The following is a 17,160-nucleotide window of genomic DNA, read 5'->3' on the forward strand; positions in this document are numbered from 1 at the left end:
GGTTTGAAAACCACAAAGATAAGAATCTAATGCGATTGATTTTAAATGAGTTGTAAAAGAAAGATTATAAAAAAATGCTAAAAATTTTTTGTTTTTGTCTTTGAAATATAATTATATTTGGTTCAACCAAGCTAAAAGAATTACGCCTATACTATAGAATTACTTTTTATCAATCAACTAATTGCTATGCCTTTTGTTTTGAAGGGCATGCTATTCTTAAAAAGTAATTTTATGGACCAGGAACTTCAGGATTCATGTTTGGTAGCCAGCTACCTGCGAGGTAATGAGAAGGCACTTGAAGTGCTAATTAACAGACATTCCCAACGTATTTATAGTTTTATTTATTCGAAAGTTTACAACCGTGACATTACGGAAGATATTTTCCAGGATACCTTTATCAAAGTCATTCGTACCCTGAAAAGGGGGAAATACAATGAAGAGGGGAAATTCCTTCCCTGGGTTATGCGTATCGCGCACAACCTGGTGATCGATCACTTCCGGAAGAATTCCAGGATGCCCAAATTTGAAGGCAGTGATGATTTTAACATCTTTTCTGTTCTGGGTGATCCTAGCCTGAATGCAGAAAAACAGATCATAAAAGATCAGGTGGAGCACGATGTGCGTAGGCTGATCTGCGAATTGCCTGAAGATCAGCAGGAAGTGCTTATAATGCGGCTTTACAAGGATATGAGCTTTAAGGAAATTGCCGATAAAACAGGGGTTTCCATCAATACCGCCCTGGGAAGAATGCGTTACGCCATTATTAACCTCAGGAAACTGGTTGAAAAAAACAATATTATTTTAACCAATTGACACAATAACAAGAGGTTTGCCCCGTTATTCAAAAGAATATTAAACTAACAACATGGCAAATCTTTACATTTCAAATTCCTCTAAAAAGAAAGAATTAAAACCCAAAAAGGAAACCGTTGATTTCCTTCTCAATTATTCTAAAGCTTTAAGTGTTACTAAGTACCAGAAAATGATTTTCGAGACCATCTCGAACTGATCATTTCAAAAAAGCCCGGAATTGGTTGTTCACCGGGCTTTTTTGTTTTTGTAATAGTCGTTAATTACGCTTTTTCTCCCAATGGTTTTAGTGATGATGTCCTTTTCCAGGTCCCAGCCTCTTGCAGGGGAGTACTCTCTTCCGTAATAGATGATCTGCAGGTGGAGTTTATTCCATTTCTCTTCAGGAAATAATTTTTTCGCATCTTTCTCCGTTTGCACCACGTTTTTACCTGTGGTGAGATTCCACCGGTACATCAGCCTGTGAATATGGGTATCTACCGGGAAAGCGGGGATCCCAAAGGCCTGCGCTACAACCACGCTCGCGGTTTTATGACCTACACCCGGAAGTTTCTCCAGTTCTTCAAGGGTAGTGGGGACCTCGCCGTTGTGTTTGTCAATAAGGATCTGAGAAAGCTCATGAATGGCCTTTGATTTGGTTGGCGATAACCCAACCGGCTTTATGATTTCCCTGATCTCATCCACACTCAGGTGCACCATATGATGGGGAGTATTGGCTTTTTTAAAAAGTATGGGGGTAACGGTATTTACCCTGGCATCGGTGCTCTGAGCAGAGAGCAGGACCGCGATGAGAAGTGTATAGGGGTCTGTATGGTTCAGGGGTATGGGTACGGTGGGATACAGTTCTTCGAGGGTATCAACCACAAAGGCCGCTTTTTCTGCTTTGGTCATTATTTGTTAATTTAGAGCATCGTAAAACTATTAAAAAAAATCTATGAATACATTGAAAGCAGGAGATAAGGTGCCCGCCTTTTCGGGGACTACCGATAAAGGAGAGAAAATCAGCCTTGATGATTTTAAAGGCAGTAAACTCGTGGTCTTCTTTTATCCGAAAGCGAGCACTCCGGGTTGTACGGCAGAAGCATGTAACCTGAGAGACCATTATAAGGAATTGCAGGACAAAGGGTACAAACTGCTCGGAGTGAGTGCCGATTCTGAAAAGCGGCAGTCCAATTTCAGTTCAAAATACAAATTCCCCTTTCCCTTACTGGCCGACGAGGATAAGGAGGTGATCAATGCCTTCGGGGTTTGGGGCCCAAAGAAATTCATGGGTCGGGAATATGACGGGATTCACCGTATGACTTTTATAGTTAATGAAGAAGGTACGGTAGAACGCGTAATTGATAAGGTCAAGACCAAGGATCACGCCGCTCAGATCCTTGAGAATTCATAATTTGTGATACCCATTGAAAAAAAAGGCCCTGTTTAACAGGGCCTTTTTTATGGTTGTATATGATCTTCAGATCAGGATTTTGATTTATCCGTGATCTGCTTTGGAGATTTGTAATCAAAAAGGTGTTTTTGTTTGATCAGTTCGGCGATTCCCGACGGAAGCATTTCTTCCCATCCTTCCTCATTGTTGGAGATCTTTTTAAGTACTTCTCTGGAGAAGATGTTCAAAATATCCGGATCGTAGTCAAAGATGTCTACCACCTTACCGTTGTATTTAAAGAACTTGTAGAGTTCTTTCATACGCGGATGCACCTTCAGATTGTTGCTGGTAACCAGAAGCCCTGTTTCCGGATCCACCATAGGGTAGAGGTATACCCTGAGATCCTTGTAGAAAAGTTTTCCAAAGGCCTCCAGGATCCCTCCGCTCAGGTGACGGTAATACCGTTCGTCGAAGATTTCCACCAGGTTGTTTACACCCATGGTCAGGGCCATACGTTCTCTGGTATAATTGGAGAAGTATTCCACTAGTTTGTAATACTCCTGGAAGTTGGAGATAAGTACGGTTTGTCCGAGTGAACAAAGCAGTCTTGCGCGGTCCATGAAGTCTTCTTCATCGATCTCACCTTCGGCCCTCAGGTTGGAAAGCGTGATCTCGAAAATTACCACCGTGTTTTCCACGTCTACCTTATTTTCCCTGATAAATATGTCATATGATTTCTGAAACATATCCATATTTACCTTGGTTACGGGCCTGAAACTACCGCGAAGGGCAAGTATGTTCTTTTTGTACAGAATGGCAGCAGGCAGGATGTTATTCCCATCAGGGCCAAACATTACCGCTTCGGTCATTCCGTTTTTCACCAGCTGCAAGCTCATCAGTCGGTTATCGACATTTTCGAAGCGCGGCCCGGAGAAGTTTATCATATCGATCTCTATGGTGTCCTTGTCAATAAGATCATAGAGATACTTCAGTAATTTTTTGGGTTTATGATGTTTGTAAAAAGCACCATAGATCAGGTTAACCCCCAAAATACCCAGGGTTTCCTGTTGTAGCCTGGCTTCGGTTTGCTTAAAACGGATGTGAAGTACAATATCGTTATACGCTTCTCCCGGTTCCAGTTGAAATTTGATACCCAGCCAGCCATGGCCCAGGTATTTCTTGGCAAAATCGATAGTTGCCACGGTATTGGCGAAAGAAAAGAAGATCTTATTGGGGTGTTCCTCCCTGGAAATTCGTTCCTCCATAAGCTGCATTTCATGTGAAAGCATCTTGGTAAGCCTGGCTTCGGTTACGTATCTCCCGTCTTCTTCTACCCCATAAATAGCATCACTGAAGGCTTTGTCATAGGCACTCATAGCCTTGGCAATGGTACCCGAGGCACCACCCGCCCGGAAAAAGTGACGAACGGTTTCCTGACCGGCACCTATCTCCGCAAATGTTCCGTAAATGGTTTCATTCAGATTAATTCGTAAGGCTTTCGCCTTAAGGGAAGGGACGTTCTCGAAATTCCTATCTCCTTTTAAAACTATCGGCATAGTTCAATTTTCTTTGCAACAAAGTTAAAAAAGTTTCATGAAGCTAATCTGATAATAAATGATAAATTTGGTAAAAAATCAGGAGTGAAAGTTACGTTTTTAGGAACAGGTACATCACAGGGAATTCCTGTAATTGCAAGCGATCATCCGGTATGTCTTAGTGAAGACCCTAGGGATAAAAGACTTAGGGTATCGGTCATGGTATCCTGGGATGACTTTAATTATGTGGTTGATTGCGGTCCCGATTTCCGGCAGCAAATGCTGGCCAATAACGTAAAGCATATTGACGGCATTCTCTTTACACATGAGCATGCAGACCATATTATGGGACTGGATGATATACGTCCCTTTTTCTTTAAACAGGGAGATATTCCAATTTATGCCCATAAAAGAGTATTGGATTCTCTTCGGAATAAATTTGATTATATTTTTGCCACCGAAGACCGCTATCCCGGGGCTCCTGCCGTACAGGAAAACGAAGTGGTGAACGGGGAAAGCCTGGCTCTTGGAGGACTAGAGGTAATTCCTGTGAATGCGATGCACAACAGGCTTCAGGTATTTGGGTACCGGTTTGGGGATTTTGCCTACCTCACTGATGTCAAGCATATCGAAGATGAGGAAGCAGCCAAACTTAAAGGCGTAAAGGTGCTTGTGGTCAATGCCCTCAGAAAGGAGGCACATCACTCGCATTTTAACCTGGAGGAGGCTGTAGCCTTCGTTCAAAGCGTTGGCCCTGAACGCGCCTATTTTACGCACATCAGTGCTTATTTAGGTTTCCATGCGGAAGTCGAAAAAGAATTGCCTGAAGGTATTCACCTGGCTTATGATAATCTCGTAATTGAACTATAATAACCCTAACTACTACTATGAAAAGTAAAATATTCATGTATCTCTTTGTATTTGCAGCACTTTTAAACCTGTATCAGTATGTAAGTGCATCCAAATACATAGAATCTGAAACGGCAAAGATCGGGAATCTCAGGGCAGAGAAAGAAAGCCTTCAGGATTCGGTGCAGTCGCTGTTATTAAAGCAGATGGACCTGCAGTATTTCGACCTCGAACACAATGATGATGCATTCGCCTATTACGAACACCTGGACCTGGAGAATCCCTCCCGGTATATTGCTGATAAGTTGCTGGAAACCAACGAAGCCAAAGGGAATAACCCTTTGGTGCCTTACGATGGCATGAGCGGGGCTCCAATGAAGATCAACAAGATCAAGGTTTTAAACCACAGGTGGATCATAGCAGATTTCTCCGATGGGAAATACTGGGGAGAGATCCTGGTTGAATATTACCTGAATGATGATATGAGCATTGACTTTACCACGCTTGGTCATTTATTGTATTCCAGAAGCTAAATTTTTTTTCAAAGTGGCATAAACCCCCAACTTAAAAACTCTGATTTCCATGATCGAGCGTCTCGGGAAAACCTTTACAGATATCTACAGGCGCAATATGCCTGATGCCTTTGTATTTGCACTGCTACTCACCCTGGTTTGCGGTGGGGCGGCTTTGGTTCTGCGACCGGTAGGACTAATGGAGGTGGTCTCTGCCTGGTATGAGGGATTCTGGATGTTGCTCGAGTTTGGAATGCAAATGGTATTGCTGGTTATAACGGGATATAGTATTGCCTTATCTCCTTTCCTGAGGAAACAGATCGATGCCCTGGGAAAAGCCCTGAATACGCCCTGGCAGGTCTATTTTTTTGTCACCCTGCTGGGATGCTTACTGTGTCTGGTCAGCTGGGGGTGGATCATTATCACTGCGGTACTTGCCCGGGAGCTTGCCCTTCGGGTGGAGGGGATCCATTATCCATACCTTATCGCCTGTGTCTATTGTTCCTTTATCAGTTGGGTCGCGGGATTATCGAGCAGCATACCGCTATTACTGAATACGGAAGGTAATTTCCTGGTTGAATCAGGAATTTTAAATAACACCATAGGAACCGAATATACCCTGGGTTCAGGGTTAAACCTGGTGATGGTGCTGATCCTGGTGCTTTTCACCCCATTTGTTATGTTGCTGTTGCGACCAAAGAGATCAGAAGGCAAAGCTCTGAGTGACCTCCTGGAACAATCCGAGAACAGAGCAACTGAACTTTCCATCGCAGAAGAAGCGAAGCGCACCTCTATTGGAGGCCGGGCGGCCTCTGATGTATTAAACAACAGCAAAGGGTTGCTGTTGGTCATAACCACTGCAGGTATGGTCTATGTAGCACATCATTTCTACACCAGGGGCGTGGATCTGAACCTGAACATCATGATCTTTATTTTCCTTATGCTGGGAATGCTTCTCCATCAAACCCCGTTGCGATATGGTATTTCCATGAAAAGGGCAAGCAGTAATGTTTCCGGCATTCTGTTCCAGTTTCCATTTTATGCCGGGATCATGGGAATCATGATCCACACTGGGCTCGCAACCGAACTGGCAGCTCTTATGGTAAGAACAGCTACTCCGGAAAATTTCGGGGTTTTTGCATACATCACAGGAGGACTGGTCAATTTTGCCATTCCCTCAGCAGGAGGCGAGTTTGCGGTTATCGGTCCGAGCATACTCCAGGCCGTGAGTGAGTTGGCTGCTAATGAGGCCGAGGCTTTACAGATGATCGCTCGTTCGTCTATGGCCATAGCCTATGGAGAGTCTTTAAGTAATTTGCTTCAACCTTTCTTTCTTTTACTGGTAATCCCGGTAATGGCTGCGGGTATCCGTATACAAGCCCGGGATATTATGGGGTATTTGGTGATCCCATTTCTGTTATTCTTCCTGTTGCAGATGGCACTGCTGTTCTTATGGCCAATGTCATAAAATGTCAGATTTTCATTGCTTCGTATTTAGGATATTACCTCTATAATCAGTAGTTTAGGTGAAATCTAACTTTCATCTGTTATGTACTTTCGATCGATTTGGTTACTTCTGTTGGTTATTATTTTAGGCGCTTGTAAAAAAGAAGCTTCTTTCGACACCGTTATTGCTCATGCTACTATTATTGACGGGAGTGGAGCTCCGGGATACCCCGGGTATATCGGGATAAATGCCGATACCATTGCTTATGTAGGAAAGGAAGCTGTGGCTTCTGAAAATACCGTGGATGGCTCCGGACTGGTGGCTTCTCCGGGTTTTATCAATATGCTCAGCTGGGCTACCGAATCGCTCATCGAGGATGGCAGGTCGATGGGAGACCTAAGACAGGGAGTAACCCTAGAGGTATTTGGAGAAGGTTGGTCTATGGGCCCCCTTACTCCTGTGATGAAGAAGGAGGAAGTGGAACAGATGGCGGATATTAAATACGATATTCAATGGACCACGCTGAATGAATACCTGGAATTTCTTGAGCAGAAAGGTATCGCCCCAAATGTAGCCTCTTTTATTGGGGCTACCACCCTGCGAATTCACACGGTAGGGTACGACAACCGCAAACCTACGGAAGAAGAAATGGATAGTATGCGATTGCTGGTACGGGAGGCTATGGAAGCAGGGGCCATGGGTATAGGATCTTCCCTGATTTATGCTCCGGCGTTCTATTCAGATACCCAGGAGCTTATTGCACTTTGTAAAGAAGCTGCTGCCTATGACGGTATGTATATTTCTCATATTCGCAGTGAGGGTGATCGTTTGCTGGAAAGTATAGATGAGCTTATGGAAATAGCGGATAAGGCTGGAATTCGTGCCGAGATCTACCATCTGAAGCAAGCGGGCAAGAAGAACTGGAATAAACTGGATGCAGTGATCCGTAAGATCGATTCTGCCCGAAATGCAGGACTGGACATAAGTGCTAATATGTATAATTATACTGCGGGTGCTACCGGGCTTAATGCGGCCATGCCCCCGTGGGTCCAGGAAGGCGGATATGATGCATGGGCAGAGCGTTTAAAGGATCCGGAGATCCGAAGCAGAGTCGTCCGGGAAATGAGGGATCCCGAGGTGGAATGGGAGAACCTGATGCAGGCAGCCGGAAGCGCAGAGAAGATGCTTCTGGTGTATTTTAGAAATGACAGTTTAAAGCATCTTACCGGTAAAACTTTGGCAGAGGTGGCTGAAATAAGAGGCAAGAGCCCGGAAGAAACGGCTATGGATCTCGTTATCGAAGACGGCAGCAGGGTAGGTACGGTTTATTTTCTTATGGATGAGGAAAATGTAAAACGACAACTTCAATTGCCCTATATGTCCTTTGGTTCTGATGCAGGGTCCATGGCGCCGGAGGGGGTGTTTTTAAAATCCGGCACCCATCCGAGGGCCTATGGTAATTTTGCCAGGTTGCTGGGTAAATATGTTCGTGATGAAAAGGTGATCCCTCTGGAAGATGCCATACATAAACTCACAAAACTTCCGGCATCACATCTTAAGCTTCAGAAACGGGGATTGCTGGCACCGGGTTATTTTGCAGACATCGTACTTTTTGATCCGGAAAAGATCACCGATAACGCCACTTTTGAGAAACCGCATCAGCTCGCGGATGGGGTTGTCCATGTATTTGTAAACGGAGTTCAGGCTCTGGAGAACGGGGAACATACCGGACAGTTTTCAGGAAGGGTTGTTCGCGGACCGGGCTACCGTGAAAAGGGTTCGGAAGTCATGGGTTTGCCCCCTGAAGAATAGGGTTGCACGAAGCGTTAAAGCATCTCATTTTATATTGTGCAGTGGCTTCTTTCTGGTAAGCCCGCCAACAGTGTCTTTTACGGTGGTAAGCACCACAAAAGCTTTGCTGTCCACTTTTTCGATTTCCCTTTTGATACGGGCATATTCCAAACGGGTAATCACCGTATACACGATCATGATATCTCTGTTTGCAGATCCGGAAAGATAAGGGGAGTAGCCACTTTGACCCCGGAAGAGAGTACAGCCCTTCCCCATGGTTTCTACAATAACCCGGCGTACTTCTTCATACTTAAGTGAAATAATGGTAACAGCCATGTACTCCTCAACCCCGTCAATTACAAAATCTACCGTTTGGGAAGCGGCAAAATAGGTGAGAATGGCGTATAAGGCGATCTCAACAGAAATAATATAGGCTGCAGTGATAAAAATGATCAGGTTAAAGATAAGGATGACATTTCCAACCGTTAGCGGAGTTTTTCTACTGGTATAGATGGCAAGTACTTCTGTGCCATCAATGATTGCCCCGCCACGAATGGCCAGTCCGATACCCAGCCCCAGAAAGAACCCTCCGAAAGCCGCGACCAGGATCTTATCATCTGTAACAGCCGGGATCGTTATCAGGTGAACCAGGGTGGATAACAGGGTGATAGCCACAATGCTCTTTACTGCAAATCTTTTTGAGATAACAAAATAACCCAGGATAAGAAACGGCAGGTTGATGCCGAAAATCAGAATACCCAGAGGGATGGCCGAAACTGCCGAAATTATAAGGGAGATACCTGTAACTCCGCCATCAATAAAATTACTGGGAAGAAGAAATCCCTTGAGTCCGAAGGTAGCCGATACGATACCTATAAGGATGTAAATGCTGTCCGTTATCCAGTGTTTAACTTCTACTTCCAGGTCTTCAACCTGTTTTCTAAAGGTCTTTTCCGGAGCACTTCCACGTTTTAACTCTTCGCGATAATGCTTGCGTACAACATCGAGAATGATCTTTTTGAAGAAATAGCTCATAGGCTTCTGGTATTTCCTCCTAAAGATATCAATTAAAGCTTAGCTCTGATGGTATTTTGCAATCCGTATATTTAAAGGTACCGTTGATCCGGTGATTAAAAGGTGATACAAACCGGGGCAGGAACCTGAACCTGGTCTGTATAGATAAGATTACCCGAAAGCGTATCCCGTTTAAAACACACCAGGTTATCTGATCGTTCATTAGCAACAATAAGATACTTATTGTCCGGGGTTATATTAAAGTTTCTGGGCCAATCCCCGCGTACCGATTCGAACCCAACCAGGGAAAGTCTTCCGTTTTGCTGGTCAACCCGGTAGATCGCCAGGGTTTGATGTCCACGGTTGGAGACGTAAAGGAAGTTTCCTGAACGGTCCAGGTGTATATCTGCGCAGAGGTTTTCGCCGGTATAGCTATCCGGAAGCGTCGAAATTTCCTGTGCCACACTAAAGGCAGTGCCTGTAGTATCCATTTTGATAAGGTTAACCGTAGCACTGAGTTCATTGACTAGGTATATCCATTTTTGATTGGAATGGAAGGCCATATGACGTGGTCCGGATCCCGGAGCTAAAACAATGCTATCCGAAATTTCAGGATTTTGACCGGACTCCCCGTTGTTGACCCTGCTTATCCAGAGTTTATCTGTTCCAAGGTCAGCCGTAATGAGGTGGTTGTCATCCAGGAAATAGGAGCTGTGAGCATGCGGAGCTTCCTGTCGGGGATGAGGGCCGTTGCCTTTAAATTCGAGAGAACCCATTGAAGTGAGATTTCCTTCATCATTCATTCGGAACATGGCAACAGTACCGCTGCTGTAATTGGATACTGCAATATTCCTGTTTTTATCTATGCTGATATGACATGGATGGGTTCCAATTTCCTCTGCCAGAGATACCTGCTGAAGTGAGTCGCCATTGATCATGAAAGCCCTGAGACTTCCAATTTCCTGTTCACTTACGGCCAAAAGAAAGTTACCCTCTTTTGCTTTCGCCAGGTAGGAGGGGTCTTTAACATTCATCAAAGCTCTTAGCTCTTTAAATTTACCCTCTGGGGTAATGGCAGCCTTGTAGATTCCCTTACTGTTATTTTTGCTGTAGGTACCGATATAGAATTCAGTAGGTATATCCGGGTGATCACCTCCAGAATTTTGCATGCAGGAGGTCAGTGATGTTGTGATTGCGAATAAAAAAATGAAACGAAGCATATCAGTTATGAAGATTTAACCATTTGAGCAGGGAATAAAAATTTTGAGGTGCAACTCCATGACCTACGGGAAACTCTTCGTAGGTATGAGCAACCCCCAGTTCATTCAGGATCTTTGGTGTTCTTCTTGCCCATTCAACAGGGATCACCTGGTCTGCACTTCCGTGAGAGGCATAAACAGATAACCCGGAGAGGTCTTTGTCTGTAGGGATTCCGGCTATGAGGTCCTGGTTGATATATCCGCTCAGGGCAATTACATTGCTGATCTTTTCCGGATAGCTTAAGGCAACGGCATAACTTAGGATACTACCCTGGCTAAAGCCGAGAAGATTGATCTTATTTCGATTTAATCCGTAGCCCTCACAGGCTTCCTCAATAAAAGCCATGATCAGGTCGCGGGATTTTTTTGCCTGCTCGTTATCGCTCCATTTTCCTTCAACATCATCAAAATTTATAGCATACCACGCATAGGCATTCGGCATCAGGGTGTACGGAGCTCTTGCTGAGATGACTATACAGTGTTCAGGAAGCTCGTATGCAAATGAAAAAAGATCTTCTTCATTGCTGCCGTACCCATGAAACATAAATATTACGGGGGCGTCTTTTATTTCTATGCCTTCTGCGGGCCTGATCAGGTGATAAAGTGAAAGTTCCTTTGTGGTCAAAATAGCGTAAACAGATTTAGATTTATGATTATCGAATAAAAGTGAACCATTTCCGGAAGTAAGGTCCAACTACCGGTATGGAGTTCCATTTTTGTTGTATAGCACCCAGAATTCCGTAAAACCAGAGCGCAAAAAAGAAAATCCAGTAGGCGGTGTGCAGCATCCACATATCGAGGTTACCCACAGAATATCCTAACAGCCAGTAAAGCAAATGAAGGCCGAAAGCCTGGCGGATGTGAAACCGGGCGAACTCATTCTGAGGTTCCTGGTTCATGAAAATAGCAATAAGTGCTCCGATAATGGTTAGGTAGCTAACGATGGCGGTGGTTTTTCCCTGTTCTTCGGTTACGCCCATAGCTTAAGTTGTTGGGTTGATCTCGTGGTGCTTTCCATGAATAACCCCATATACCATCCCTTTCATTTCTTTTCTTAGAAAAGCACTGTTTTTGGAGGCAGAAAGGATATGTTGTTTTTCAAAGACATATTCCTTATCCGGATCAAACAGGGTCAGGTTAGCGATCTGACCTTCTTCAATGGCGGGAGCAGCTATATTGAACCGCTCTCTTCCGGAACTAAGGATACGAATAGTATCTTCCAGGGGGAGGATCTTGTGAAGCGATCCCAGAGCACTTTCCAGTCCGATAGTGCCATAATCGGCGTAATCAAATTCCACCTTTTTTCTTTCAATATCCCGGGGATCATGATCGGTAGTCACCATATCGATTATCCCGCTTTTTAAACCTTTAAGCAATGCTTTACGGTCCTTTTCCGTGCGCAGCGGAGGCAACACCTTATACCGGGTGTCAAAACCCTTAAGCTCTTCTTCTGTGAGAAAAAGGTTGTGAATGGCTACGCTGCAGCTTACATCCAATCCTTTTTTCTTACCTGCTGCGATAAGGTCCACCGATCGTTCGGTAGATATGGTTGGAATATGCAACTTGCCGCCGGTATATTCAAGGATGTAAAGGTCTCTTGCGATCTGTAATTCTTCTGAAAGGGCTGGGATTCCCTTTAACCCGAGAGCTATAGCAGTTGCCTCCTCATTCATAACCCCTTTTCCGGAAATGTCCTTTTCCAGGGGGAAGGATTGCACCAGGGCATCGAAATTCTGAGCATACTGCAAGGCTATTTTAAGCAGATTCGGATTGCGAACGGGACTTTTGTAGTCTCCAAAAGATATAGCCCCTGCCTGCTTCATATCATACATTTCAGCAAGGTCTGTGCCTTCTCCCTTAACCGTGAGTGCGCCTACGGGATGTATCTTGGTGGGCGTATCTGCACTTTTGGACTTAAGAAAAGTCATGTCGGTATTGGAATCGGCTACAGGGTTGGTGTTCGGATTCAGGGCAATATCCGTAAAACCACTTCTGGCGGCAGTGAAAAGACCGTTCTTCAGGGTTTCTCTTTCCTCGAAACCGGGCTCCCCAAAACTCACGCTGCTGTCAAACCATCCCCTGGATACGTGCAGGTTGGGCAATGCTATAACAGAAGTGTTTTTGTCTGCAGCTACCGAAGAACCGATGCTGGCAATTTTTCCGTTTTTAATCAGGATATCACAGCGCTTCGCGTGGTATTTTCCCTGGGGATCAATGATCGTGGCTGATCTTAGGAGGATATTCATTTAAAATATTTTAAAATGAGCATTTCGGTTAGGAAAAAGACTAATGCAAAAATAACAAACCATTTCCAAAGCTCGTTGACCTTGTTTTCAATTTTTACCTGATCCAGTCCTTCATTGATCGAATCGTAAAAGGTTATATCTTTCAGCATTTCCGGATCGAGAAATTCAAGCACGCTTTCAGTTCGTGGTAAATTAAGGCTGAGATTCCCGACCTTTTCCATGTCTTTCATCACCCCGTAGTGCCCGGGGGCAGTAAATTGTTCATCCAGAAAGATCCTGATGTAATTCCCGAAGTTCTGTTGCCTCGGGATAAATGATCCTGACGCGTGTTGAAGGGAAAGGATCTGATCTTTCTTTAATTGCGTTTTTATATCGGCTTCCCGATCTGCTGAAAGGGTAAAATATGCCTTTGGGCGATTCAGGCTTTGAAGGCCAATGTTGTAGAAAACGGGAACGATCAATGCGGATGACTGAAAATCTGAACTCTCTTCATCCAGGGAGGCAGTAAAGGCATAATGTCCGTTGGATCCGTATAGAAAAGGAATGTTTCCGGAGAATTCCAATACACTTTGAGCACTTCCCCGTATCGAAAAATATCCCGAAACCAAGGGATACCTGAAGTTTTGTATCCTGTCATTAAAAACATCCCTCACCAGGGGGTGGTCATAATTTATCGTATTTACCACTGCCTCGCTGCGTACAATGCTATCCCTAAGCGGCAGTCCAAGAGATTGATTGAGAGCGTTAAAGCTTTCCGTAACCTCTTTAAAGGAGGGAACCTGTACTATTTTTATACCGTTTTCTGCGAGATCCACCAGAGTTTTACCCAGGGCTTCAGGTAATTGATCCAATTGGTCGAGGATGACCAGGTTCTGGTTGGAAAGCTGGTTAAAATCGACAGCATTCGGGGATACTGACACAAAATTAAATTCATCATCGGTAAAGATTCGCCCCAGGTGGGTCGCAGGGAATCCCCCAATGTGCATTACATTTATTTTCTGATCTTCCTCTGTGCTGAAATAAAGGTAGTTGTCGTATTTAAGACCGGAATCGGAGATTTCAACGCGGTTTAGCGTGAGGTCTTCCTTTGGCAGGGTAAACTGTACCTTCGCAGACCCGGACCGGAATGCTGCCGTACCTCTGGCAAGGAGTTCGCTATCAGAAAAAATGGATACCGGAGTGCTTTCTTCCTCTTCGTCGTCTGTAATGCTCAGCGAGACACTAATGGTAATATTTTCAGGGCCATCATCAGACAGGGAAAGGGAGTCAATACTGATATTCCTGAGGTTTGGACTTCTGAGGGGAATTAACCGGACCTCTGCATTGCCGGGTGGCAATGTCTCCTGAATGTCTGTTGTTTTTTGCAGGTCTGAAAGTATGTATAAGGCATTGTTCTTTTTCCTGGGACCAAATTCTGGATTGGCTTTTAACACCACCTCATTTAGATCAAGTTGTTTTGGGGTATAGGTTAGGGCCAGTAACTGATTTCTGATCTCAGATTTAGTCCCCGGGCCGAATTCCCCGTCATTGGTAATCACCTTTACAGGAATATCTGCCGGCCATTCAGAGAGAAATCGGTTAACCGCAGACTCCAATAATGATCCCTGTGCAGCGGGCATCTGCATACTGTAGGAATTATCGAAATAGATCACATAGGTGGCGTCCTGTTCACTGGCATCGGGATCGCCCAGGTAAGGTTGGGCAAATGCCAAAACGAGCATGGCTAAGCCAAATAAACGCATCAAAAGAACCAGCCATTTCTTCAGGGTTGAACTTTTCCGGGTTTGCAGATCGATCTCCTTTAAAAACCGCACATTGGTAAACACCTCTTTTTTAAACCGCCTTAACCTGAATAAATGCACGATTATGGGTATCAAAAGCAGTAAAAGAGCCCAAAGAATTTCCGGATGTTTTAAATGCATTCCCTATTGAATATGTATAAATATAAGATTAATCTTCAGGTAAGTTTTATTTATCCAACCATCCTGTAAATTTTTTCCACCAGGAGCTTCCCGAGGTATCCTTTAAGTTCAGTTCCATGTTCAGGGCATGCGAATACCCGATCTCAAACAACTCATCGGCCTTTTGGGTGTCGAATATAGGGAAGGAAGAGAGTTCAGGGGGTTCGATGTAGATATCGCATTGAGATTTAATAGTGCTGTTTTGCCCGTTAACACTTAACTGAAACGTCCTGGCCGCAATATTGGCAATATTTCCAAGCTCTTTGATTTTATCCATTGGACTTATATTGATCACTATGGTATATTCACAGCAGCTCTTAAGGGGGGCCAGCGGGATATTGCTGAAAACCCCGCCATCTGCGTAATACAGGTCATCAATTTTTACAGGAGAGAACAACACCGGGATGGAGGCCGATGCCTGTACGATTTCCGAGAGATCTCCCTCCCGGAAATAAGTGACCCGGGCGTTTAGTATATCCGTGGCTCCCACAATCATCGGGATCTTAAGTTCCTTAAGATCTATTTTACCCAATTTGGATTGCAGTAAGGCTCCCAGCTTATCGAGATTGAAAAGCCCGGTTTTGGGCATCTGAAAATTAGTGAGATCCATCATGGAAAGCGCTTTGACGGCTTCATGGGTCTCCTCGGGAGTTTTTCCAGCAGCAATAAAAGCTCCTGCTACTGCTCCTGCACTTACCCCTGATATAATATCCGGTTCGATGCCTCTTTCCTTAAGGGCTTTTATAGCGCCCAGGTGTGCGAAGCCCCGGGCGCCACCACCCCCAAGTACGAAACCATACTTATAGGGTTTAGCCTGTTTAGCGCTCATATTTAGCGGCCTTGCCGTTGGAAGAAGAACTTTCAATAAAAACTCTCAGATCATCATTGGCTTTCTGAAGGTCTTCTGCCCGAAGGTACATCATATGGCCACTGCGATACCCCTTAAAACTCAACCGGTCTTTCATCTTTCCGGAAGGGTCCAGTTGCCACATGCTGTATTTGGTATTGAAATAGGTGGTTGCACCATCGTAATATCCGGCCTGATATAACACATTGAGATACGGATTCTGTGCCATGGCCTGTCTCAGGTTGTCGCGTGTCTCGTCGTCGTCGTTATTCCACGGATGTACCGGACCAAATACATTGTACTTGATGTCTGTATGAAAACCAAGCTCCTGTTGTATATAGTAGTTTATGGCCGGAGTAAATGAATGCAGCCAGGAAGTAAGTTCAGCACTGTAGTCGGGGGCGTCTCCGGATTCTTTCTTGTCGATACCCAGATACCTGGAATCCAGACGGCCAACGGTGTAACCTTCATCCCTCAATAGTTCTTTCCAGAAGAATCCGTTTGGCACCGAAAGGTTGTGTTGCAAAATAACTCCGGCATCAATTCCGGTGTACTTTGCCATTTTTTGAGCAATAGCCTCGCGTTCTGCGGGCTCAATAAATCCGCCTTTGGCCAGGGCAGGAATAAGTTCGTCTATGGTAAAACGCTCTGATTCCGGTAAGATCTCCAACAAGTCTTTTTGCTGAAGAGACGGGTCCAGGGCCTTATGATGCCATGCGGCAGCGGTGTAGTAGGGGGTATTCAGGGCTTCTGCCACTGGTCCGCCTCGTCGAAGCACCTGGTAGTCGGCAGGTGAAACCATGATCACTCCATTCAGGTACATCCACTCGCTGTTCTGCAGCTCAAGAGCCAGGCCGGCAACACGGGTGCCTCCGTAACTCTCCCCGATAATATATTTCGGACTTCGCCACCTGTTGTGTCGGGTTACAAAAGTATTGATCCAATCGGCCAGGTATTTGATGTCTTCATTCACGCCAAAGAACAATTCTCTCTCCGGCATTTCTCCATCTTTATTAGGGACCATTCTGGAATATCCCGTGTTTACCGGGTTTACATATACAATATCTGCAATGTCCAGAATGGAATTCGGATTGTCCTTAACACCGTAAGGTTGTACCGGATATCCTTCATCATCAATATTCAGGATCTTAGGCCCGGTGTAGGCCAGGTGCATCCAAACCGAAGCAGATCCGGGACCTCCGTTAAATGAGATCACTAACGGACGGTTGGCATAATCCTTAAGATCGGTGCGGTAATAATAAGTATGGTAGAGAGTGGCAATAACCTCTCCGGTTTCATTCCATACCGGTTGGGTACCGGTAGCAGCATTGTACTTTACCTGTTTCCCTTTGATGTTCACCGAATGACTGGTGGTGATAAGCGTATCTACAGGAAGTTGAAGATTTTGGGCATTTACACTAACCACCCATAAAAGCGATAATAGCGTATAGAAGGAAATTGTTCTCATGAAGATTTTCTTTATTTGGACATAAAAATAGGAATAAAGAAAATCTTAC

The 17,160-nt window shown here is 44.7% G+C and carries 16 protein-coding genes; 6 read left to right on the forward strand and 10 right to left on the reverse strand.

Going from position 1 to position 17,160, the window contains the following annotated elements:
* The first annotated feature begins 231 nt into the window (after positions 1-231).
* The gene (locus tag K7R11_RS09780) at positions 232-813 is read left to right on the forward strand and encodes an RNA polymerase sigma factor (RefSeq protein ID WP_224490365.1); all 582 of its coding nucleotides are present in this window, start codon (positions 232-234) and stop codon (positions 811-813) included.
* A gap of 225 nt (positions 814-1,038) precedes the next feature.
* Here the strand turns inward: K7R11_RS09780 and nth are convergent, their stop codons facing one another.
* Positions 1,039-1,701 carry an endonuclease III gene (gene nth, locus K7R11_RS09785; RefSeq protein ID WP_224490366.1) on the reverse strand — a complete coding sequence of 221 codons (663 nt, stop codon included), beginning with the start codon at positions 1,699-1,701 and terminating at the stop codon, positions 1,039-1,041.
* Positions 1,702-1,744: 43 nt separating this feature from the next.
* Between nth and bcp the strand changes: the two genes are divergently transcribed.
* Positions 1,745-2,203 carry a thioredoxin-dependent thiol peroxidase gene (gene bcp / locus K7R11_RS09790; RefSeq protein WP_224490367.1) on the forward strand — a complete coding sequence of 153 codons (459 nt, stop codon included), beginning with the start codon at positions 1,745-1,747 and terminating at the stop codon, positions 2,201-2,203.
* Positions 2,204-2,274: 71 nt separating this feature from the next.
* Here bcp and K7R11_RS09795 read toward each other — a convergent pair whose 3' ends face one another.
* Positions 2,275-3,738 (reverse strand): TonB-dependent receptor, encoded by a 1,464-nt coding sequence (locus tag K7R11_RS09795; protein WP_224490368.1) that lies wholly within the window; start codon positions 3,736-3,738, stop codon positions 2,275-2,277.
* Between the two features lie 84 nt (positions 3,739-3,822).
* Here K7R11_RS09795 and K7R11_RS09800 point away from each other — a divergent pair, with 84 nt between their 5' ends.
* From K7R11_RS09800 to K7R11_RS09815, 4 genes are all read left to right on the forward strand, one after another.
* Positions 3,823-4,587: an MBL fold metallo-hydrolase gene (locus tag K7R11_RS09800; protein ID WP_224490369.1), complete on the forward strand. Its 765-nt coding sequence runs from the start codon at positions 3,823-3,825 to the stop codon at positions 4,585-4,587.
* A 17-nt stretch (positions 4,588-4,604) separates the two neighbouring features.
* Positions 4,605-5,099 carry a hydrolase gene (locus K7R11_RS09805; protein ID WP_224490370.1) on the forward strand — a complete coding sequence of 165 codons (495 nt, stop codon included), beginning with the start codon at positions 4,605-4,607 and terminating at the stop codon, positions 5,097-5,099.
* A 49-nt stretch (positions 5,100-5,148) separates the two neighbouring features.
* Positions 5,149-6,546 carry a short-chain fatty acid transporter gene (locus K7R11_RS09810; RefSeq protein WP_224490371.1) on the forward strand — a complete coding sequence of 466 codons (1,398 nt, stop codon included), beginning with the start codon at positions 5,149-5,151 and terminating at the stop codon, positions 6,544-6,546.
* Positions 6,547-6,627: 81 nt separating this feature from the next.
* Positions 6,628-8,337 carry an N-acyl-D-amino-acid deacylase family protein gene (locus K7R11_RS09815; protein ID WP_224490372.1) on the forward strand — a complete coding sequence of 570 codons (1,710 nt, stop codon included), beginning with the start codon at positions 6,628-6,630 and terminating at the stop codon, positions 8,335-8,337.
* A gap of 24 nt (positions 8,338-8,361) precedes the next feature.
* Here K7R11_RS09815 and K7R11_RS09820 read toward each other — a convergent pair whose 3' ends face one another.
* The 8 genes from K7R11_RS09820 to K7R11_RS09855 form a co-directional block, all read right to left on the reverse strand.
* Positions 8,362-9,351 carry a YitT family protein gene (locus tag K7R11_RS09820; protein ID WP_224490373.1) on the reverse strand — a complete coding sequence of 330 codons (990 nt, stop codon included), beginning with the start codon at positions 9,349-9,351 and terminating at the stop codon, positions 8,362-8,364.
* A 95-nt stretch (positions 9,352-9,446) separates the two neighbouring features.
* Positions 9,447-10,499: a lactonase family protein gene (locus K7R11_RS09825; protein WP_224490374.1), complete on the reverse strand. Its 1,053-nt coding sequence runs from the start codon at positions 10,497-10,499 to the stop codon at positions 9,447-9,449.
* A gap of 52 nt (positions 10,500-10,551) precedes the next feature.
* Positions 10,552-11,214, reverse strand: coding sequence for an alpha/beta hydrolase (locus K7R11_RS09830; protein WP_224490375.1), 663 nt, complete (start codon positions 11,212-11,214; stop codon positions 10,552-10,554).
* A 28-nt stretch (positions 11,215-11,242) separates the two neighbouring features.
* On the reverse strand, positions 11,243-11,569 hold the full coding sequence (locus tag K7R11_RS09835; RefSeq protein WP_224490376.1) for a DUF4870 domain-containing protein: 327 nt from the start codon (positions 11,567-11,569) through the stop codon (positions 11,243-11,245).
* A 3-nt stretch (positions 11,570-11,572) separates the two neighbouring features.
* Complete coding sequence (locus K7R11_RS09840; RefSeq protein WP_224490377.1) at positions 11,573-12,835, reverse strand: dihydroorotase; 1,263 nt, start codon at positions 12,833-12,835, stop codon at positions 11,573-11,575.
* The gene (locus K7R11_RS09845; protein ID WP_224490378.1) at positions 12,832-14,757 is read right to left on the reverse strand and encodes a BatA domain-containing protein; all 1,926 of its coding nucleotides are present in this window, start codon (positions 14,755-14,757) and stop codon (positions 12,832-12,834) included. Before K7R11_RS09845 ends, K7R11_RS09840 begins: the two co-directional genes overlap by 4 nt.
* A 46-nt stretch (positions 14,758-14,803) precedes the next feature.
* The gene (locus K7R11_RS09850; RefSeq protein ID WP_224490379.1) at positions 14,804-15,625 is read right to left on the reverse strand and encodes a patatin-like phospholipase family protein; all 822 of its coding nucleotides are present in this window, start codon (positions 15,623-15,625) and stop codon (positions 14,804-14,806) included.
* The gene (locus tag K7R11_RS09855; RefSeq protein ID WP_224490380.1) at positions 15,615-17,111 is read right to left on the reverse strand and encodes a S10 family peptidase; all 1,497 of its coding nucleotides are present in this window, start codon (positions 17,109-17,111) and stop codon (positions 15,615-15,617) included. The genes K7R11_RS09850 and K7R11_RS09855 overlap by 11 nt, the downstream gene beginning before the upstream one ends.
* Between the last annotated feature and the right edge of the window lie 49 nt (positions 17,112-17,160).

The organism is Robertkochia flava, assembly GCF_020166515.1.
GTDB lineage: Bacteria > Bacteroidota > Bacteroidia > Flavobacteriales > Flavobacteriaceae > Robertkochia > Robertkochia flava.